This is a genomic window from Saccharopolyspora sp. NPDC047091 (assembly GCF_040643635.1).
GTDB lineage: Bacteria > Actinomycetota > Actinomycetes > Mycobacteriales > Pseudonocardiaceae > Saccharopolyspora_C.
On record NZ_JBEYUS010000005.1, the window covers coordinates 163,580 to 182,327 of the forward strand.

Here is an 18,748-nt window from a genome sequence, read left to right on the forward strand (position 1 = left end):
CCACCGCGGGGAGGTCCCTCCGCGGTGGCCGGTCTGCTGCGCCGGGGCCGGGATCGCTCCGCGGCCGCCGGCTGATCCGGGGCCGGATCACTCCGGGGCGGGCTGCTCCCGGTGGGTCATGGCTTCCCGCTCGCTGCAGCGGACGTGGTCGCGCATGGCCTGCTCGGCGCCGAACGCGTCCTTGTCCACGATCCGCTTGAACACCTCGTGGTGTTCGTGCAGCGAGGCGCCCAGCCGTCCCGGGTGGCGCAACGTGTTCATCACGACCCGGTGGTAGGCGAGCTGGTTCATCAGCATCTGGTAGTGCTCGGCGAGCCTGCTGTTGTCCGCGCCCTGGATGACCAGGCCGTGGAAGTCGTGCACCAGCTGGGCGTAGCGCTCCACGTCGCCGTCGGCGACGGCGCGTTCGGACTCGGCGAGGTTGTCGCGCAGCAGGTCGGTCTCCGCGACGCGGCCCCGCTGCGCCAGCAGCTGCACGCCGAGCCCTTCCAGCACCGCCTTCAGCTGGAACAGCTCGCCGAGCTCGCGCCGGGACGGTTCGCGCACGAAGCTGCCGACGCGGGGGACCACCTCGACCAGGCCTTCGGTCTGGAGCTGCTGGAGGGCTTCCCTGATGGGAGTCCGGCTCGTGCCGTAGGTCTCGGCGAGCGTGCCTTCCGACAGCAGCGCACCGGGCTGGTGCTCGCCGCGGATGATCGCCTCGCGCAAGCCGTCCAGCACTCGGGCCCGAGCGCCCCGGGCTTGCATACCAGTGGCCCGTGTTCCGGTCTCTTGCATGGCAGGCACGCTAGCCAGCTCCTGCCGCGGAGGTCAATGGGAAACCGTGATTTTCTCGCGGTACTGCCTGGTGATCGGCGATCTCGGCAGTTGATCCCCAGTGGATTCTTGACAGTGACCCAGTCCACTCGTAGCGTCCCGCTGACATACAAGCAGGGTCGAACGGACGGGTGATCGATCCGGACGGGGGACGAAGCGGTGGTCGATGCGGCGGAACCCGGAACCGGTGACCTGGCCAAGGCGGTGGACGTGCTGGCCGCGGAACTGGAACTGCTCACCGGTCACCGGCCGGTGCGGCGGCGCCTCGTCCCCGGCCAGGCCCACGTGCACCGGATCGCGCTGACCTGGTGCGGCCGCCGGGACGAACCGGAGGTCTGCCTCCAGGTCCTCGCCCACCCCGCCACCACCGGCACCGACCCCGGCTGGCTGCCCGCGGAAGCGGGCGCGCTGGCCGAGGCGGTCGACATCAAGGCCCGCGCCGAACGGTTCAAGGACCGCGACGCCGGGATCGCGGCCTGGACCGGGCGGACCGGGCCGGGCTACCACCTCGTGCTGCTCGACACCGCGGGCGACCGGACCCGCGCCGAGCTGGACGGCAGGTGCGCGGCGCTGGAAGCCGGGTACCTCGACGGCGCGGGCTGGATGCGCTTGTACACCGACGGAAGGTTCGGCGAGGGAACGTTCACCCGAGTCGTGGAGCGCGTGCGCAACGACGTGCGCAGCCGCCTGGGCACCCCCGGCGGGCGCGCGCCGAACAGGAACCAGGGCCTGTGCTGACCCTGGACAGGGCATCGAAGGAGTGACACATGGCCGCAGGACAGGACTCGCCGCGCAAGCAGCGGATCCGCGCAGCGTGGACCGCGTGCTGGGACCGCGGGGACGTCGACGCGCTCGACGAGCTGCTGGCCCCGGACTACGCCCGGACCTCGGCGTCCGACGGCGCGGTGCAGGACCGCGCCGGGTTCAAGGAATCGATCCTGACCACCAGGGACGCGTTCCCCGACCTCACCACCGAGGTCGAGGAGCTGGTGGAGGAGGACGACCGGGTGGTGATCCGCTGGCGCAGCCGCGGCACCCACACCGAGACCTTCCTGGACGTGCCGCCCACCGGCCGCGCCGTCGAGGTCGTCGGCGTCACCTTCGCCACCTTCGACGGCGACCGGGTGACCGCGGAATGGGTCACCTGGGACCCGCGCCAGCTGCTGCGGGCGCTGGGCATCATCTCGATCGGGGAGGGAAACCGATGAGCACGCGGACCGAGCAGGCCGTCGACCCCGCAGCGGTGCGCGAGGTGCACCGCCGCTTCGTCACCGGCGTCACCGTGGTGACCGCGATGGACGGGGAGGTGCCGCGCGGGCTCGCGGTGAACGCGTTCTGCAGCGTCTCGCTGGAACCGCCGATGGTGATGGTCTGCGTGCAGACCACCTCCAGCACCTACCCGGCGCTGGTGCGCGCGAACCACCTCGGCATCAACATCCTCGCCGCCGACCAGCTGCCGGTCGCCGGGGTGTTCGCCTCCAAGAGCACCGACAAGTTCGCCGAGGTCGACTGGTCGCCCGGCCCGCACGGTTCGCCGCTGCTGACCGGCTCGGCGGCCGCCGTCGAAGTGGAGATCGGCGAACGGCTCCGCGCCGCCACCCACACCGTGTTCGTCGGCCGCATCGTGCAGGCCGAGCACCGCGACGTCGACCCGCTCGTGTACCGGGCCGGGAAGTTCTTCGCGCCCGCCGACATGACCCCGCTCAGCCCCTGATCCTGATCCCCCGCTTGCGAGGCCGACCCCGGTCCGCCCCGCACGCCGAGCCGTTCCGGCTCTCAGCACTGGAGAGACCATGACCCACGAGTCAGCGCCGACTCCGCAGCCCGCGTACGGCGAATCGGTGACGACGGTCGAGCCCTTCGGCGTCGACCACATCCCCGACTCCGAACGCCACGGCAAGCCGAGTTCCCAGTTCTTCGTCTGGTTCGCGGCCAACCTCAACTTCCCGATCATGATGCTCGGGTTCAACGCCATCGCCCTCGGCCTCAGCTTCACCTCCGCCGTCACCGCGGTCGCCGCCGGTGCCCTCGCCGGATCGCTGCTGATGGCCACCATGTCCCGGATGGGCGTGCGGCTCGGCGTCCCGCAGCAGATCCAGGCCCGCGGCCCGCTCGGGTTCCTCGGCAACTTCATCCCGGTCGCCTACATCAACGTCTTCGCCGGGGTCGGCTGGGCGTCGGTGACGGTGATCCTCGGCGGCAAGGCCATCGCCGAACTGCTGCCGGTGCCGTTCTGGGTCGGTTCGCTGCTGCTGACGCTGGTGCAGCTGGTGGTGGCGATCTACGGCTACAACATGATCCACTACCTGGAGCGGATCCTGGCGTTCGTGCTGCTCGCCCTGTTCCTGCTCATCACCGTGGTCGCGCTGGCGCGCGGCGCGGGCACCTTCCACGCCGACACCACCGCCGACGGCTACATCGGCGGCTGGGGCGGGTGGATCACCTTCGCCGGCGCCTTCTTCGCGTTCCTGGTGGCGTGGTCGCCGTTCGCCTCCGACTACTCCCGCTACCTGCCGGACACCAAGCGCAGCGGCAAGCTGACCGCGCTGTTCACCGGCCTCGGTACCTTCATCACCGTGTTCTGGCTGGGCGTGGTCGGCGCGCTGCTGGGCAACAGCGCCACCACCAGCGATTCGATCGCGGCGCTGCACCAGCTCACCGGGCCGTTCGCGGTGCCCGCGCTGGCCGCGGTGATCCTCTCGGCGCTGTCGCAGAACTTCCTCAACGTCTACGGCGGGGCGATCTCGCTGCAGACGCTGCGGGTGCCGCTGACCCGGCCGCAGGGCGTGGCGCTGATCTGCGTGCTCGGCTTCCTGATCAGCCTGTGGGGCGAGACGGGGATCGAGGCGAAGTTCGAGGTCTTCCTGAGCCTGACCGCGTACTTCATCGCCCCGTTCGCCGCGGTGCTGCTGCTGGACTACTACGTGGGCGGGCGCTCGGACCGCAGCCGCATCGGTGAGCTCTACGACCGGAGCCGCGTCGTGGGCTGGGGCTTCGTGGCCTGGGCGGCCGGCGTGCTGCTGTCGGTGCCGTTCTGGCACTCGGCCCTGTACACCGGGCCGCTCGCCGCGGCCCACCCGGAATGGGGTTCGCTCGGCAACTACGTCGCCGCCGCGGTGGCCGCGGTCGTCTACCTGGCCACCCGCCGGTTGCCGTACCTGTGGTCGCGGGGTTCGGCACCGCGTACCGGGGACGGCGTGCCGGTCTCGTCGAAGTCGTAACGCCCCGCGGGGCACGAACCGGTCCTGCGGCGGGCGTTCCCACCGCAGGACCGGACTTCCGGCACGTGGTCCTATGTGGACGGAGCGGGCCGCAGCGAGGAGGAAGCATGACCATCACCGCCGACGCCGGTGCGGCGCCACCGGCCGGGCTCACCGACCCGGTGGCCACCGCGCTCGACGGGCTCGCCGCCGGACGGGCCGTCGTGGTGCTCGACGACTCCGGGCCGGAGGACGCCGCGCACCTGGTGTTCGCCGCCGAGCACGCCACGCCGCGGCTCGTCGCGTTCGCCGTCCGGCACACCGCGGGCCTGCTCCGGGCGGCGATCGACGCCGGCCGCGCCGACGCGCTGCGACTCCCGCCGATGACGCGGAACGGCGACCGGGCGGGCGGCGCGGTGCACTCGATCGCGGTGGACGCGATCCGCGACGTCGGCACCGGGATCTCGGCGGCCGACCGGGCGCGCACGATCACCGCGCTGGCCGATCCGCGCACCACCGCGGCCGATCTCGCGCGACCCGGCCACGTGCTGCCGCTGCGGGTGGCGGCCGCGGGCGTGCTCGCCCACCGCGGTCCCGCGGAGGCCGCCGCCGACCTGGCCGCGCTCGCCGGGCTGCAGCGCGCGGGCGCGTTCGGCGAACTCGTCGGCCTGGACGACCCGACCCGGCTGGCAGGTGCCGCTGAGGCTCGCCGGTTCGCGCAGCGGCACCGGCTCGCGGTGGTGTCCGTCGACGAGCTCGCGGAGCACCGGATGCGGCGGGACGGCCTGGTCGAACGGGGTGCGGACGCGCGCCTGCCGTTGCCCGCCGGGACCTTCCGCGCCGTCGCCTACCGCGCCCGGGACGGGCGGGAACACCTGGCGCTGGTGCGCGGCACGCCCGGGGACGGGTCGCCGGTGCACGTCCACCGGGAGTGCGCGCTCGCCGAGATCACCGCCGCACTGCACTGCGGTTGCCGCGCCGAGCTGGACGCGGCGCTGGCCGCCGTGGCCGGGCGGGACGACGGAGTGGTCGTGCTGCTGCGCGCGGGCGGGCGCGCGGGGACCTGCGGTGCGCAGCCGAGCGCGCGGGAGGCGCGGGAACTGGACCTGACCGCGGAGGCGATCCTCGCCGACCTGCGCGACTGACCGCTGCCGGTGCTGCCGCTCCAGGGACGGGATCGGCTGTTTCCGCGCTGCGGGATCGATGTCACCGGTGGCTCTGCCGCAGGAGCCGCCCCCGCGCGGCAGCGGCCGAGGGCCCGCGGTTGCTCAGGTGGTCGGTCCGCTCGTCGGCGAGGCGGGTGAGAGCCGTTGCGCGCGCGTCAAGAACGCCGGTCCGCGGCGTGCGCGGGCACCAGGTCGTCGGCGGGGGCCATGTTTTGCAGGCGCACCCGGCAGACCTGGCGGACGTAGCGGCTGGCGCGGCCGTCGCTCGGCATCACCAGGGTCGGCCGGGCCAGGGTCCGCCCGTTGTAGCGGGTGGCCAGCAGCGCCGAACACGCCCCGAACTCCGGGTCGACCTCCGCCAGCGACAGCACCACCTGGAAGCCGTCCTCCGAGGTCGCGAGCACGACCACGTTGAGCAGCCCCATCTTGTGCCGCCCGTCCAGCCGCGGCGCCGCCTCCACGAGGACCTCGTGCAGCGGGACCCCGCGCACCAGGTGCACCTGGTCGCAGCGCCGGGTGCGGTAGTGGACCTGCCGCTGCACGGTCGCCCGCGCGTCCAGCTCGGCGGTGTCGAGCACCAGGTCGTCGCCCACGTCACCGGTGATCAGCAGCTGTCCCGGGGCCGGTGCGGCCCGCTGCTCCGGGATGCGCGGCCGAGCGTCCGCAGGCGGTTCCATGCGCTTCACGTTAGGACGAGCCCGGTCGCGGCCACATCGCCCGAACGGGCGAGCCCGAACTCCGCAGAACCGAGAGAGGCGCGCGACGCGCACCCGCATCCGCGGACCGTTCGATCCGAAACACCGGAATCTGCGGAACACCGGCACCCGGCACCCTGTCTCAGCACGACACCGCGAGGTGAATGGCCCATTCGCCCAAGGAGACAGGGCGAATGGGCCATTCACCTGTGTGCGGCAGGGGTCAGGCCGGGCGGTCCCCGGTGGTGCACTCCTCGACGGTCCAGGCCGCGGCCTGATCGGTGAGGGACAGGCCGAGGCCCGGCCGGTCCGGCACGATCATCCGGCCGTCGCGGAGTTCGAGCCGTTCGTGGAACAACGGCTCCAGCCACTCGAAGTGCTCCACCCACGTGCCACCCGGGTAGGCCGCGGCCAGGTGCAGGTGGATCTCCATCGCGAAGTGCGGCGCCATCTGCAGCCCGTTGTGGTCGGCGAGCGCGGCGATGCGCAGGAACGGCGTGATGCCCCCGACCCGCGGCGCGTCCGGCTGCACGAAGTCGGATGCGCCCTTCTCGATGAGGTTCCAGTGCTCGGCGACGCTGGTCAGCATCTCCCCGGTGGCGATCGGGGTGTCCAGCGACGCGGCGAGCGCGGCGTGCCCGGTCGCGTCGTAGGCGTCCAGCGGTTCCTCGATCCACACCAGGTCGAACTCCTCCAGCACCCGGCCGACGCGCGCCGCGGTGGTGCGGTCCCACTGCTGGTTCGCGTCGACCATCAGCGGGAAGTCGGCGCCGAGCCGCTCGCGCACGGCCGAGACCCGGGCGATGTCCACCCGGGTGTCCGGCTGCCCCACCTTGATCTTGATGCCGCCGATGCCGCGCGCCGCCGATGCCGTCGCGTTCTCCAGCACCTGGTCGATCGGCATCGACAGGTAGCCACCGGAGGTGTTGTAGCAGGGCACCGAATCCCGGTGCGCGCCGAGCAGCTTCGCCAGCGGCAGCCCGGCGCGGCGCGCCTTCAGGTCCCACAGGGCCACGTCCAGCGCGGCGATGGCCTGGGTGGCGAGCCCGCTGCGGCCCACCGACGCCCCGGCCCAGACGAGCTTGTTCCACAGCCGGCCGGTATCGCTGGGATCTTCGCCGACGAGTTCCGGGGCGATCTCGCGGGCGTGCGCGAACAGGCCGGGGCCGCCCGCGCGCTTGGAATAGCTGAACCCGATGCCCTCGTGCCCGCCCTCGGTGCGGATCTCGGCGAACAGGAACGCGATCTCGGTGAGCGGTTTCTGCCGTCCGGTGAGGACTTTCGCGTCGCTGATCGGCGCGTGCAGCGGCAGCGAGATCAGCCGCAGCCGGACCTGCTCGATCCGGTCGGTGGTGGCTTCGCCGGGAGCGGTGGCGAAGGGCTTGGGCGCGGTGCTGGTCATGTGCTTCCTTTCGACGGGACGGGCGGCGGGCCGAGGTGCGCCCGCCCGGGGGGCGGTCAGTGCGCCGCCGGGGTCGTGTCGGGTGCGGGCTCGGCGGATCGCTCGCCCTCGCGCAGCAGCAGGCAGCCGCCCGCGGCGAGCAGCGACAGCAGGGCGAGCCCGATCAGGCCCCACCGGGTGCTGCCGGTGAGCTGCTGGACGATGCCGAAGCCGAACGGGGCGAGGAAACCGCCGAGGTTGGCGAGCGCGTTGATCAGCGCGATGCCGAGCCCGACGGTCACCGGGTGCAGGGTCCGCTGCACGATCGGCCAGAACAGCGGGCTGATGCTCTTGATACCCATCGCCGCGACGCACAGCATCACCAGCGCGAGCACCGGCGGGGCCAGCGCCGCCGCGAACGAACCCGCGGTGGCCGCGAGCAGGCATCCGATCAGCAGCACCCGGCGGCGGCCGGTGCGGTCGCCGACCCGGGCCAGGGCGAACATGGCGACGATGGCGCACACCCACGGCAGCGAGGACAGCAGTCCGACGGTGACGTCGTCGGTGCCGTCGATGCCGCGCACGATGGACGGCAGCCAGAACGTGTTGGCGTAGATGGACATTTGCACGGCGAAGTAGATGAAGGTGCACAGCAGCACGGCCGGATCGCGCAGCACGGACCACCAGCCGCGGCGGCCGTCGTCGTGCCGGGCGGCGACCGCCGCGGCCTCCGACTCGATCGTCGTGGTCAGCGCGGTCTTCTCGTCCTCGGTCAGCCAGCGGGCGTCGGCGATGCGCGAGTCCAGCCGGAACCAGGCGAACACCCCGATCGCCACCGACAGCAGTCCTTCGACGAGGAACATCCACTGCCAGCCGCGCAGCCCGAGCACCCCGGACAGCGACAGCAGCGGCCCGGACATCGGTCCGGCGAGGGAGAACGCGAGCAGCGCGCCGACGGCGTAGCGGGCGTTCGCCCGGCCGCGGTGCGAGTTCGGCAGCCACTGGGTGAGGTAGTACAGCACCGCGGGCACGAAACCGGCTTCGGCGACGCCGAGCAGGAACCGCAGCGCGTAGAAGCTGAGCGGGCCCTGCGCGAACAGCATCGCCGCGGACACGAGTCCCCAGCTCACGCAGATCCGGGACAGCCACAGCCGGGCGCCGAAGCGGTCCATCAGCGCGTTGCTGGGCAGCTCGAACGCGGTGTAGGCGAGGAAGAACAGCCCGGCGCCGAACCCGTAGGCGGCGGCGCCGATCCCGAGGTCGGCTGCCAAATGTTCTTGCGCGTAGCCGATGTTGGAGCGGTTGAGCTGGTTGCACAGCATCATCACGGCGAAGATCGGCACGATCCGCCGGAAGATCTTCGCGACCGCGCTGTCGAGCGGCGCTGGAGTCGGTGGCATGGGCGCTTCTTCCGTCGTCGTTGACAGGAGTCGGGCGAGCCTGGTGGGCCGCGGTGCGGTCCGGGGGCGTGGCGGTCCCGGTGCAGGCGGGGGAGCGGCACGATCAAAGTCTTGTTCAGTGAGAGCAAATCCCGTTCATTGGGCTACGGCGAGCGTAGGGTCGTCGAGCGGAGGAGCACAAGAGCCCGTGCTGCGGCGGATTTCCGGCTCGCTGCTGGTGGGAAGATCGGGCGAGGTCATCGGCACTGGTCCTGATGAATGGGATTCCGCTCGGGCGTTGCACCGGTATCGACCCGCGAGCAGCGCGAACGGCTCGAACGGCTCGGTCGGGACCCGATCCGGCTGAGTCGGGCCGCGTGGGTCGCGGACCACCGCACACCGGTGCGGTAGTCTCATTCATTGGGAAACACGCGTGACTGGAGGCGACATGAGTGAGACCGCGGGCGGCACGTCCGGCTCCGGCGGACGTTCCCGGGAACCCGGTCCCGGTGCGCTGGACCGCGGGCTGGCGATCCTGGACCACCTCGCGCAGGCCCGGAACAGCAGCACGGCCGAGCTCGCCGAAGCCCTCGGCCTCACCCGCAGCACCGCGTACCGCCTGGTGGACCGGCTGCGGACCCTCGGCTGGCTCAGCCAGGTCCCGGCCACCGGGCACTGGCGGCTCGGCCCGGCCGCGGTGCGGCTGGCCAACGCCGCCGTCGATTCCACCAGCCTGCTCGACGCGGCAGGACCGACGCTGCGCAAGCTCGTCGAGACCACCCAGGAGACGGTGAGCCTCGCGGTGCCCAACGGGCTGGCGATGGTGTTCATCCACCGGGAACGCGGCCCGCGCCCGGCGGCGATGACCGGCGAACTCGGCGCGGCCCGGCCGATGCACAACACATCGCTCGGCCGCGCGCACCTGGCCGCGCTGCCCGCCGCGAAGCTGGAGGAGGTGCTCGTCGAACTGGTCCGCTCGCCCGATTCGCCGATCACCTCCGCCACCGTCTCGGCGTTGCACACCGAGGTGACCCGCACCCAGGAGCGGGGCTGGGCCGAGGACCGCCGCGAATTCGACCCGTCCAGCTGCTGCTGCGGGGCGGCGGTCTACGACCACACCGGGCTGCCGGTGGCGGGCATCAGCGTCGCGGGTGCCGCTGAGCGGATCGAACCGCTGTTGGCCGAGTACGGGCCGCTGGTGGCCGGGAGCTGCGCCGAGCTGTCCGCCGACCTCGGTTACGTCGCCCCCGCGAGCTGAGGCGCCACGACCGGATTGGTGAGCAGGCCGACTCCCTCCACTTCGGACACCAGCCGGTCGCCGGGGCGCAACGCCCGCGGCGGGGTGCGGAAATCCCCGCAGCCGGACGGGGTGCCGGTGAGCACCACGTCGCCGGGGTGCAGCGTGCAGAACGAGCTCAGGTAGGAGATCAGCGCCGCCACGTCGAAGATCATGTCGGCGGTGCTGCCGTCCTGCACCGGTTCGCCGTTGAGCCAGGTCCGGACCCGCAGCGCCTGCGGGTCCGGGACCTCGTCGGCGGTGACGACGTCCGGGCCCAGCGGGCAGAAGGTGTCCATGCCCTTGCCGCGCACCCACTGGCCGTCGGCGGCCTGCAGGTCGCGGGCCGAGATGTCGTCGGCGACGGTGTAGCCGAACACCGACTCCAGCGCCCGGTCGGCCGGGACGTTCCGGGTGCGCCGGCCGATGAGCACGGCGAGCTCGGTCTCCCAGTCCGCGCGCGTGGTCACGGCGGTGTCCACGACGACCGGTTCGCCGTCGCCGATGGCGCTGGAGGACAACTTCGGGAACACGTACGGGGTTTCCGGCGTCTTCCAGCCCATCTCGGCGACGGTGTCCCGGTAGTTCAACCCGATGCCGAAGATCGTCGGTGGCCGCAGCGGCAGCACCGCGGGGTGCTCGGCCACCGGCTCGCCGAGCTCCGGTGGGGTACCGGCGATCACCTCGGCCATCGTCGGCCGGGCGCGGCGCCACGGCCCGTCCGGTTCGGTCCGGCAGAGCAGGGTTTCGGCGCCGTCGAGCAGCACTGTGCGCAGCCGCACGGGATTCCTCCTCGGTCGTTCTGGGGGAGAGCCGGACGGCGGGCCGCCTCCGGAGAGCGCGGCCCGCCGTCCGGGTGGGGAGTCACGCGGGCAGGACGAGCCGTCCGTCCACCCGGCGCGGGATCGACGCGTGCCGCTCGCGCAGCTCCGCGGGCAGCACCGCCTCCGGGGCGTCCTGCCAGGTCACCGGGCGCAGCCAGCGGCGGATCGCGGTGGCGCCCACCGAGGTGTGCAGCGTGTTCGTCGACGGCCACGGGCCGCCGTGGTGCTGCGCCCAGGACACCAGCACGCCGGTGGGGAAACCGTTGTAGAGCAGCCGGCCGGACTTCTCCTTGAGCAGCGCGGACAGCGCCGCGGTCCGCTGCACCTCGTCCGGTTCGGCGTGCACCGCACCGGTCAGCGAGGCGGGCAGCGCGGTGATCGCGGTGTCCAGCTCCGCGGCGTCGTAGCGGGCGAGCACCGCGGCCGGGCCGAAGCACTCGTCGAGCTCGTCCGCGGACAACTTCGCCGCGTCCACCTCCAGCAGCCGGGGGGCCACCGCGAACCCGGCGCCGGGGGCGGCGCCTTCGGCGATGACCTCGGCGCGGGACGCCAGAGCCGCGCTCGTCTCCCGGTAGGACTCGCTGATCCGCCGGTTCAGCAGCGTCGCGGCGGGCGCCGCCGAGATCAGCCGCGCCGCCTCGGCGACCAGCGCGTCCCCGGCCGCACCGCGCGGCACGAACACCAGTCCGGGCTTGGTGCACAGCTGCCCACCGGACCCGAGCACCGACCCGACGAGACCTTCGGCGATCGCCGCGCCGCGCGCTTTCGCCGCGCCCTCGGTGACGACGATCGGGTTGAGCCCGGCCATCTCCCCGTAGAACGGGATCGGCTCCGGGCGCCGGTTGATGATGTCCAGCAGGGCGGCGCCGCCACCGGCGGATCCGGTGAACCCGACGCCCTTGATCGCCGGGTGCGCGATGAGCTCGGCGCCCGCCGCGGTGCCGAACACGATGCCCAGCAGGCCCTCCGGCGCGCCGACCCGCTGGGCCGCGGTCGTCATCGCGCGGAACGTCAGCTGCGCCAGCGCCGGGTGCGAGCTGTGCGCCTTGATCACCACCGGGCAGCCCGCGGCCAGCGCGGACACGGTGTCGCCGCCGGGTGCGGAGAACGCGAGCGGGAAGTTGCTCGCGCCGAACACCGCGACCGGCCCGATCGGCACCAGCATCCGGCGCAGGTCCGGCCCCGGGCCCATCGGGGTGTCCCCGGCGTGGTCGATGGTGGCCTCCAGGTAGCCGCCGTCGTCGATGACGTCGGCGAACAGCCGGGCCTGGAAGCAGGTGCGGGTGAGCTCGCCGTTCAACCGGGCCTCGGGCAGCGCGGTCTCGCGGCGGCCGAGGGCCACGATCTCGGCGCGGTGCGCTTCGAGCTCGTCGGCGACGGCGCGCAGCAACCGCGCGCGGAACGCGCGGCCGAGCTCCTCGAACGGCGCGGCGGCCGCGGCGGCGGCCTCGGCCAGCACGGCGACCTGCTCGGTGGTGGTCGCGGTGGTGACGGTCTCGACGACCTCCCCGGTCGCGGGGTCGACGCTGGTGATCTCGTCCACTGTGGAATGTCCTCGGTTCGCTGGGTCGCTCACGCGTCGTACTCGGCTTCGGGGTGCGGGCGCGGGACCGCCGGGGTGAACCGGTAGCCGAGGCCCTCGTAGTCGTAGCCCTCCAGCGCGACCTCGTCCCTGCCGTCCGCGGCCGACGCGTAGAAGGCGCGGATCTCGGTGATCAGGCCGGTCTCCGGATCGAACCGGTACCACTCGTCGCCGCGCAGGTAGGTGCCGTACCGGGTGCGCCAGTGCGTCCACTCGATGACCGCTTGCAGGCTCTGCGGCTCGGCGATGACCCGCTCGATGTACCAGGCGGAACCCGCGGTGAGGGTGAGCCTGCGCCAGTTCTCGCCGATGGTGCGGGCGCCGATCCACGGCCCCTTGATCCCGGGCGGGAAGTAGTGCACCGCGTCCGGGGTGAACTGGGCGGCCATCTTGTCCACGTCGGCCTCGTTGCAGCCGTCGAAGTAGACGCGGATGCGTTCCTCCATGCGGCTGCGCTGGGTCGTCGGATCGAGGTCGGCGAATCGGGTCATCGGTGCGCTCCGTTCGTGCTCGTGGTGTCCTGCGCTGCTTTCCAGGCCCGGTACTCGGCCCGCGTCCGCTCGTCCGGCGGGTAGGTGCCCCACAGTGGAGCTCCGGCGCGCACCTTCGCGTGCAGCCACTGCTCCAGCTCCTCCTGCTCGGCGGCGGGTTCCGCGATCTGCTCGGCCAGCGAGCGGGGGACCACCACCACGCCGTCCAGGTCGCCGACGATCACGTCGCCCGGGTAGACGGCGACCCCGGCGCAGCCGATGGGCGTGTTCAGGTCGGCCACGTGGAACGCGGCGGGCCGGGTGGTCGCGGTGATCGCGCGGGAGTACACCGGGAAGCCGAGCTCGGCGATCGCGGTGCCGTCGCGGAACGCCCCGTCGGTGAGGAACCCGGCGGCGCCGCGCCGCATCGCCCTGGTGATGAGCATGTCGCCCGCGGAGGCGGCGGCCGTGTCGCCGCGGCTGTCCACCACGATCACCTGGCCGGGCCCGACGGTCTCGACGGCCTCCCACTGCAGGACGTTGCCGGTGCGGTACGGGTCGCCGATCGGGTCGACGTCCTCGCGGGACGGGATGAACCGCATGGTGAACGCCTCGCCCGCGAACGGTGCGAAGCCGGTGCCGACCGCGGTGAGGCCGACCAGGAACGGCTGGCGGATGCCGTGCTTGTAGAGCTGGGTGGCGAGGGTGGCGGTGCTGGCCCGCTTCAGCAGGTCGAGCACGCCGGGCGCCAGGCTGGTCTGCTGCTCGGTCACGAGGAACCTCTTCCTGGGTCGGTCGCCGAGGCGGGCGGGCCCGTCGGGGCCGAAGCGGGGGTGTCGGGCATGTCCAGCACGCTAACACCGTGTCCTGATTAATGGAACATCATCGCGTTCACCGCGACGCCGGCGAGCGGGTCTGTGCGCGCTGCTCCGCGGGTGCGAATCCGGTCGCTGTGCACGCTTGCGGGTGGAGTTCCGCCGGTTTACTGTTCCGCTGCAGGTGAGGTCGCGCGGTTCGTTGAATCCCAATGAACGGGAACCGATGTCGAAAGCGATGGCTCCCCGCTGCCGATCCCGCCCCGACCGAAGGAGACCCGCCATGCCCTCCCGTCCCGTCGTCGCCGAGGTCGAGACGTTCCCCCTCGAAGCCGAGCTCCCCGGCGGCGGCTACGGCGCATCCCGGAACGCGGTCGGCGCGCGGGTCGGCACCCTCGTCAAGATCACCACCTCGGACGGCACCACCGGCTGGGGCGAATCCTTCGGGCCGCCGCGGCTGACCGCGCCGTTCCTCGCCGAGCAGGCGCGGGAGCTCACCGGCCTGCCCGCCGACGTCCGCGAAGAGCTGGTGCTGCGGCGGCTGTGCACCGGCTACCACTTCACCTGCGGCGGACTGCACGTCGCCGCGAGCAGCGGGCTCGACGTGGCGCTGTGGGACGCGCAGGCGCGCCGGTTCGGCGTGCCGGTCGGCGAACTGCTCGGCGGCAGGTTGCGGGACCGGGTCGACGCCTACGCCTCCGGCGGCTACGTCACCCCGTCCCGCGACCTCGGCGAGTTCCGGGAGCGCATCGCCGAGCACGTCGCGGAGGGCTTCACCGCCGCGAAGATCAAGATCGGGCTCTCGCCCGCGGAGGACCGGGCGCGCACCGCCGCCACCCGCGAACTCCTCGGCGACGACGGCCTGCTGCTCGTCGACTACAACGCCAACAACACGACCGCGACGCTGCGCCGCTCCTTCGACCGCATCCGCGACCTCGACCCGCACTGGGTGGAGGAACCGCTGCCACCGGAGGACGCCGTCGGCTGGCGGGCGCTCGACCTCGGCGTCCCCGTGTCCGGTGGAGAAGCCCTCTACACCCGCTACGGTTTCCGCGACCCGATCGCGGAGCAGCGGTTCGACGTCGTGCAACCGGACCTCGCGAAGTGCGGCGGCTTCACCGAAGCGCAGGTGATCCGCCAGCTCGCCACCACCTGGAGCCTGCAGCTGTCCCCGCACTGCTGGGGGTCCGGCGTGGCGCAGGCCGCGACCCTGCAACTGCTGTCGGCGGTGCCCACCGCCCCGTTCGGCGAGCACGGCGGCGCACCGCTGCTGTTCGAGTTCGACCGCGGCCCGAACCCGCTGCGCGAAGGCGTGCTGGCCACCCCGATCCGCGCGGAGGGCGGCGTGGTGGCCATCCCGGACGGGCCGGGACTCGGCGTCACCGTCGACGAGGACTGGCTGCGGGCCCACCGGCTCGACGAGGTCGCGGTGCTGGCCCGCGCTTCTTGACCTGTTCGCGGTGCGGAACCTCAGCGGTCTGCTCGCTGGGACCGCGGGCACCGGTTGCTCCGCCGCAGGTGAAAGTGCTGTCCGCGCGGGGGAGAGCCGCGGCGGTGCCGGTTGACCGGGTGATCGGCGGGTTCGGCGGCTTCAGCGCAGGCAGGAGCAGGACGAGACCGGATCGGCCCGGTTCGCGGAAGCGGCCTGGTCGGGGTAGGCGCTGGGGCATGATGGCTCGGCGAGAGCGGTGCCCCCACCAGTTCGGAGCGAACCATGCAGATCGTCGTCCTCGGCGCGACCGGGCGGACCGGCGGCGCCGCCGTCGAGCACGCCCTCGACCGCGGGCACCAGGTGACCGCGTACGCCCGCAACCCCGACGCGATCACCCCGCGACCCGGGCTCGCGGTCGCCGGGGGAGCGGTCGACGACGTGCCGGCGATGACGGCGGCCTTCGCCGGGCACGACGCCGTCGTCTCCTGCCTCGGCGCCCGCGTCGGAGCCGGATACCTGCGGCACGGCACCGATTTCCAGCGGCGCAGCCTGCCGCGGATCCTCGACGCGATCGAGGCGGCCGCGGTGCCGCGGTTCGTGCTGCTGTCCTCGCTCGGCATCGGCGACACCGCCCGGAAGCAGTCCTTCGTGCCGCGCCTGTTCGCCCGCACCATCGCGAAGCGGCTGTTCGACGACAAGCTCGCCGCCGAGCGGGACCTGCCGCGGTGCGCGGCGGACTGGACCGCCGTCTACCCGGTGACGTTGCGGACCGGCCCGGCCGACGAGGACCGCGAACTCGCCCCGCTCGACGAGGTGACCGCGGTCCCCGGCATGCCGGTGCTGACCTTCGCCACCGTCGCGGCCGCCCTGGTCGACCTCGTGCCGGAGCGGGACGGCCCGCGGCGGCTCGTCCTCACCAGGCGCGGCGCCTGGCGCTGACCGCTACTTCTCGGCGCGTTCCACCTCGGTGTCCTCCGCATCGGCGGTCCGGCCGGGTTCCGCCGCGTCGCGGCGGCCGCTGGTCTCGGGGGCGGCGAACCAGGCGGCGAGCGCCAGCACCGCGGTCAGTCCGGTCACCGCGAACGCGGCCTGGTAGGAGATGAGGTCGGCGAGCATCCCTGTGACCAGCGGCCCGAGGATCGCCCCGACGTCCGCGGTCATCTGGAACGCGGCCAGCACCGGGCCGCCCTTGCCCTTCGCCCCGACGAGGTCGGCGACGGCCGCGTTCTGCGCCGGGTTCAGCAGCCCGGCTCCGACCCCGGCGACCAGCGACACCGCCAGGAACACCGGCACCGAACCGGTGGAACCCAGCGCCGCGGTCCCGAGACCGGACACGGCGAGGCCGATCAGCACCAGCGGTTTCCGCCCGTGCCGGTCGGACAACCGCCCGGACACCATGATCACGGCGGCGTTGCCGACGGCGAACACCGACAGCGCCACCCCGCCCATCGCCTGCGTGGACCGCAGCGCCTCCACCACGAACAGCGGGATCAGCGCGATCCGCACCCCGTACACCGCCCAGCCCATGCTGAAGTTCGACAGCATCGCCGCCCGGTAGGTGCGCGAGCGCAGCGCCTCGCGGACCGTCATCGCCGGGACGTCGTCCTTCACCGGCGCCGCCAGCGTCGACTTCCGGAGCAGCAGCCAGCCGACGAACGCGGCGAGGAACAGCGCCGCCCCGTAGGTCAGGAACGGCATCCGCAGCGAGAACCCCACCATGACGCTGCCGATGATCGGCCCGGAGATGTTGCCCAGCAGGAAGCTCGTCGCCCACAACCCGGACGCGCGCCCCCGCTGCAGCGGCGGCGCGAGCCGCACCAGCAGCGCCACCACCGACACCGTGAACATGGTGGAGCCGATGCCACCGAGCGCGCGGAACACCAGCAGCTGCCAGTAGGAATCGGCGAACGCGCAGGCCGCGCTGCTGACGCCGACGATGCTGATGCCCCACACGTAGATCGGCCGCTCGCCGAACCAGGCCACCAGCCGCCCGCTGACCGGCGCGAAGGCCAGCCGCATGAACGCGAACGCGCTCACGATGAACGACGCCGCCGTCACGCCCACGTCGAACGAGGTCGCGAAGGCGGGCAGCGCGGGGGACACGATGCCCATGCCGATCGCGACGATGAAGCTGCCGCCGACCAGGATCCAGATCTCGCGGGGCAACCGCGCCTCGGTGCCGGGCCCGGCACCGCCCGACGGCTGGTTCGACGACTCACCTGACACCACTGCCTCGCTTCCGCTGGATGATCCGGGGCTCCCGGCCAAGAGAGCTCAACCGCCGCGGAGCCCAGCGCATTCCCAGCAGGTGGCGTCCCCTTGACATCGCGCGGCGACGCCGTTCCGGGCGCGCGCTGTGATCGACTTCATGCGCCGCCGCAGGGCTCGCACCGTGCTAGGTTCGCGGCCGGAGATGCCGTCCGTCGCCACGCCTTCCGTCGCGTCCCGTGCAGTCCCTGTACGCAGTGACCGCAGACGGAGCAGGCGCAGCGCGTCCCGGATGCGGCACCCGGTGAGAGCGGAATCCCGTTGCCCCGTCGCCGTTTCCCGCGGTGCGTCCGCCACCTCTGCTCCGGTCGGCCCCGTTCCGGCCGACTCCGTTCCGGCCGGGTCGGCTCCCGCCGGTTCCGCCCGGACCGCCTCGGCGCGGACCGCCCCCGGTGCTCGGTCCCGAGCGGTGCGGCACCGCCGCACCGGTTCCGCGCACCCACTGCGAAACGAGAGGCGACCCGTGCCCGAACGCGCATTCCACCAGAGGTTCCCGGCCGACGACTGGTCGGTCGATGACCGCTGCATCAACTGCAACCTGGCCCGCCAGCACGCCCCCGGGATGATCGGCTTCGACCGCGATCACGGCCCCTACGGCGGGAAGTCGGTGATCCTGCGCCAGCCCGAGACCGACGAGGAGGTCCGCAACCTCTACCGAGCCGCGCACGCCTGCCCGACCCGGTCGGTGCACCCGCCCGGTGACGAGTGGGCGGTGGACGGCGACCCGTACCCGCAGCCGCTGGACGAGGACGGGACCGTGCTGCTGTGCGGGCACACCTCGCTGCGGACGTTCGGCGCGATGTCGTACCTGTGCCGTCGCCCGGACGGCACCGCGATGATGATCGACACCCCGAAGTTCCGGCCGGTGCTGCCGAACCGCTTCCAGCAGGCCGTCGGGACGATCACCGACGTGCTGCTGACCCACGTGGACCACGTCGCGCACGGGCGGCAGTGGGCGGACGCGCTCGACGCTGTGGATCCACGAAGGCGACCTGGCGTCGCGGCCGGACGCCGACCGCGTGATCCGCGGCTCGGACCCGGTGGAGATCGGACCCGGCGTGGTCGCGCACCCGTTCCCCGGCCACAGCCGGGGACGACGCTGTTCATCGCGGACGAGCGGTGCTGCTTCGCCGGGGACGCGCTGTTCTGGTCGGAGTCCTACCGGCGGATCGACCTCGCCGACACGGTCGTCTACGACTCGGTGCGGACGTGGGCGCGGTCGGTGGCGAAGGGCGCCGAGGAGCTGACCTTCGAGTGGGTGCTGCCCGGGCACGGCCCGTACCACCGGCTGCCCGCGGCGGAGATGCGCGCGCGGCTGCGGGCGCTCGCGCGGCGCGCGGTGCACTTCGAGGAGCCGGAACGCGACGACTACGGCGCAGAAGTACGTGCTGGAGCCGGTGTTCATGGAAGGCACCGACATCGCCAACGCGGCGGCGCAGCCGCC

The 18,748-nt window shown here is 72.9% G+C and carries 18 protein-coding genes; 9 read left to right on the forward strand and 9 right to left on the reverse strand.

The window, feature by feature from the left end:
• Positions 1-87: 87 nt before the first annotated feature.
• The gene (locus ABZ805_RS04625) at positions 88-777 is read right to left on the reverse strand and encodes a GntR family transcriptional regulator (RefSeq protein ID WP_358434296.1); all 690 of its coding nucleotides are present in this window, start codon (positions 775-777) and stop codon (positions 88-90) included.
• A gap of 198 nt (positions 778-975) precedes the next feature.
• Between ABZ805_RS04625 and ABZ805_RS04630 the strand changes: the two genes are divergently transcribed.
• The 5 genes from ABZ805_RS04630 (at position 976) to ABZ805_RS04650 (ending at position 5,161) form a co-directional block, all read left to right on the forward strand.
• A complete protein-coding gene (locus tag ABZ805_RS04630; protein ID WP_358434299.1) occupies positions 976-1,554 on the forward strand; it encodes a hypothetical protein in 579 nt (192 codons plus the stop codon).
• A gap of 29 nt (positions 1,555-1,583) precedes the next feature.
• A complete protein-coding gene (locus ABZ805_RS04635) occupies positions 1,584-2,024 on the forward strand; it encodes an ester cyclase (RefSeq protein WP_358434302.1) in 441 nt (146 codons plus the stop codon).
• Positions 2,021-2,530, forward strand: a complete 510-nt coding sequence (locus ABZ805_RS04640) for a flavin reductase family protein (RefSeq protein WP_358434305.1) — start codon at positions 2,021-2,023, stop codon at positions 2,528-2,530. The genes ABZ805_RS04635 and ABZ805_RS04640 overlap by 4 nt, the downstream gene beginning before the upstream one ends.
• Positions 2,531-2,609: 79 nt before the next feature.
• Positions 2,610-4,037 carry a cytosine permease gene (locus ABZ805_RS04645; RefSeq protein WP_358434308.1) on the forward strand — a complete coding sequence of 476 codons (1,428 nt, stop codon included), beginning with the start codon at positions 2,610-2,612 and terminating at the stop codon, positions 4,035-4,037.
• Positions 4,038-4,144: 107 nt separating this feature from the next.
• Positions 4,145-5,161 carry a 3,4-dihydroxy-2-butanone-4-phosphate synthase gene (locus ABZ805_RS04650; RefSeq protein WP_358434311.1) on the forward strand — a complete coding sequence of 339 codons (1,017 nt, stop codon included), beginning with the start codon at positions 4,145-4,147 and terminating at the stop codon, positions 5,159-5,161.
• Positions 5,162-5,337: 176 nt separating this feature from the next.
• Here the strand turns inward: ABZ805_RS04650 and ABZ805_RS04655 are convergent, their stop codons facing one another.
• The 3 genes from ABZ805_RS04655 to ABZ805_RS04665 all read right to left on the reverse strand — a co-directional run bounded on the left by ABZ805_RS04655 (position 5,338) and on the right by ABZ805_RS04665 (position 8,658).
• A complete protein-coding gene (locus ABZ805_RS04655; protein ID WP_358434313.1) occupies positions 5,338-5,859 on the reverse strand; it encodes a molybdopterin-binding protein in 522 nt (173 codons plus the stop codon).
• Between the two features lie 241 nt (positions 5,860-6,100).
• Complete coding sequence (locus ABZ805_RS04660) at positions 6,101-7,279, reverse strand: mandelate racemase/muconate lactonizing enzyme family protein (protein WP_358434316.1); 1,179 nt, start codon at positions 7,277-7,279, stop codon at positions 6,101-6,103.
• Positions 7,280-7,335: 56 nt separating this feature from the next.
• Positions 7,336-8,658: an MFS transporter gene (locus tag ABZ805_RS04665; RefSeq protein WP_358434319.1), complete on the reverse strand. Its 1,323-nt coding sequence runs from the start codon at positions 8,656-8,658 to the stop codon at positions 7,336-7,338.
• Positions 8,659-9,085: 427 nt separating this feature from the next.
• Between ABZ805_RS04665 and ABZ805_RS04670 the strand changes: the two genes are divergently transcribed.
• A complete protein-coding gene (locus ABZ805_RS04670; RefSeq protein ID WP_358434322.1) occupies positions 9,086-9,895 on the forward strand; it encodes an IclR family transcriptional regulator in 810 nt (269 codons plus the stop codon).
• Here ABZ805_RS04670 and ABZ805_RS04675 read toward each other — a convergent pair.
• The 4 genes from ABZ805_RS04675 to ABZ805_RS04690 form a co-directional block, all read right to left on the reverse strand.
• A complete protein-coding gene (locus ABZ805_RS04675) occupies positions 9,874-10,695 on the reverse strand; it encodes a fumarylacetoacetate hydrolase family protein (protein WP_358434324.1) in 822 nt (273 codons plus the stop codon). The two genes, ABZ805_RS04670 and ABZ805_RS04675, sit on opposite strands and share 22 nt — an antisense overlap.
• Before the next feature lie 82 nt (positions 10,696-10,777).
• Complete coding sequence (locus ABZ805_RS04680; RefSeq protein ID WP_358434327.1) at positions 10,778-12,313, reverse strand: aldehyde dehydrogenase (NADP(+)); 1,536 nt, start codon at positions 12,311-12,313, stop codon at positions 10,778-10,780.
• Positions 12,310-12,810: a nuclear transport factor 2 family protein gene (locus tag ABZ805_RS04685; RefSeq protein ID WP_358434330.1), complete on the reverse strand. Its 501-nt coding sequence runs from the start codon at positions 12,808-12,810 to the stop codon at positions 12,310-12,312. The genes ABZ805_RS04680 and ABZ805_RS04685 overlap by 4 nt, the downstream gene beginning before the upstream one ends.
• Positions 12,807-13,562 carry a hypothetical protein gene (locus tag ABZ805_RS04690; RefSeq protein WP_358434333.1) on the reverse strand — a complete coding sequence of 252 codons (756 nt, stop codon included), beginning with the start codon at positions 13,560-13,562 and terminating at the stop codon, positions 12,807-12,809. Before ABZ805_RS04690 ends, ABZ805_RS04685 begins: the two co-directional genes overlap by 4 nt.
• Before the next feature lie 325 nt (positions 13,563-13,887).
• Here ABZ805_RS04690 and ABZ805_RS04695 point away from each other — a divergent pair, with 325 nt between their 5' ends.
• Positions 13,888-15,054 (forward strand): mandelate racemase/muconate lactonizing enzyme family protein, encoded by a 1,167-nt coding sequence (locus tag ABZ805_RS04695; RefSeq protein ID WP_358434336.1) that lies wholly within the window; start codon positions 13,888-13,890, stop codon positions 15,052-15,054.
• 264 nt (positions 15,055-15,318) lie between these two features.
• A complete protein-coding gene (locus ABZ805_RS04700; protein WP_358434339.1) occupies positions 15,319-15,975 on the forward strand; it encodes an NAD(P)-binding oxidoreductase in 657 nt (218 codons plus the stop codon).
• A gap of 3 nt (positions 15,976-15,978) precedes the next feature.
• Here the strand turns inward: ABZ805_RS04700 and ABZ805_RS04705 are convergent, their stop codons facing one another.
• Positions 15,979-17,265, reverse strand: coding sequence for an MFS transporter (locus ABZ805_RS04705; protein WP_358434341.1), 1,287 nt, complete (start codon positions 17,263-17,265; stop codon positions 15,979-15,981).
• Positions 17,266-17,767: 502 nt separating this feature from the next.
• Here ABZ805_RS04705 and ABZ805_RS04710 point away from each other — a divergent pair.
• The coding region (locus tag ABZ805_RS04710) for a ferredoxin (protein WP_358434344.1) at positions 17,768-18,748 on the forward strand (981 nt) is incomplete at its 3' end.

Excerpts from the sequence above, each read along its gene's own strand:
- ABZ805_RS04625 (WP_358434296.1), bottom strand. The coding sequence starts at position 777 with ATGCAAGAGACCGGAACACGGGCCACTGGTATGCAAGCCCGGGGCGCT.
- ABZ805_RS04635 (WP_358434302.1), top strand. The coding sequence starts at position 1,584 with ATGGCCGCAGGACAGGACTCGCCGCGCAAGCAGCGGATCCGCGCAGCG.
- ABZ805_RS04640 (WP_358434305.1), top strand. The coding sequence starts at position 2,021 with ATGAGCACGCGGACCGAGCAGGCCGTCGACCCCGCAGCGGTGCGCGAG.
- ABZ805_RS04645 (WP_358434308.1), top strand. The coding sequence starts at position 2,610 with ATGACCCACGAGTCAGCGCCGACTCCGCAGCCCGCGTACGGCGAATCG.
- ABZ805_RS04650 (WP_358434311.1), top strand. The coding sequence starts at position 4,145 with ATGACCATCACCGCCGACGCCGGTGCGGCGCCACCGGCCGGGCTCACC.
- ABZ805_RS04655 (WP_358434313.1), bottom strand. The coding sequence starts at position 5,859 with ATGGAACCGCCTGCGGACGCTCGGCCGCGCATCCCGGAGCAGCGGGCC.
- ABZ805_RS04660 (WP_358434316.1), bottom strand. The coding sequence starts at position 7,279 with ATGACCAGCACCGCGCCCAAGCCCTTCGCCACCGCTCCCGGCGAAGCC.
- ABZ805_RS04665 (WP_358434319.1), bottom strand. The coding sequence starts at position 8,658 with ATGCCACCGACTCCAGCGCCGCTCGACAGCGCGGTCGCGAAGATCTTC.
- ABZ805_RS04670 (WP_358434322.1), top strand. The coding sequence starts at position 9,086 with ATGAGTGAGACCGCGGGCGGCACGTCCGGCTCCGGCGGACGTTCCCGG.
- ABZ805_RS04685 (WP_358434330.1), bottom strand. The coding sequence starts at position 12,810 with ATGACCCGATTCGCCGACCTCGATCCGACGACCCAGCGCAGCCGCATG.
- ABZ805_RS04695 (WP_358434336.1), top strand. The coding sequence starts at position 13,888 with ATGCCCTCCCGTCCCGTCGTCGCCGAGGTCGAGACGTTCCCCCTCGAA.
- ABZ805_RS04700 (WP_358434339.1), top strand. The coding sequence starts at position 15,319 with ATGCAGATCGTCGTCCTCGGCGCGACCGGGCGGACCGGCGGCGCCGCC.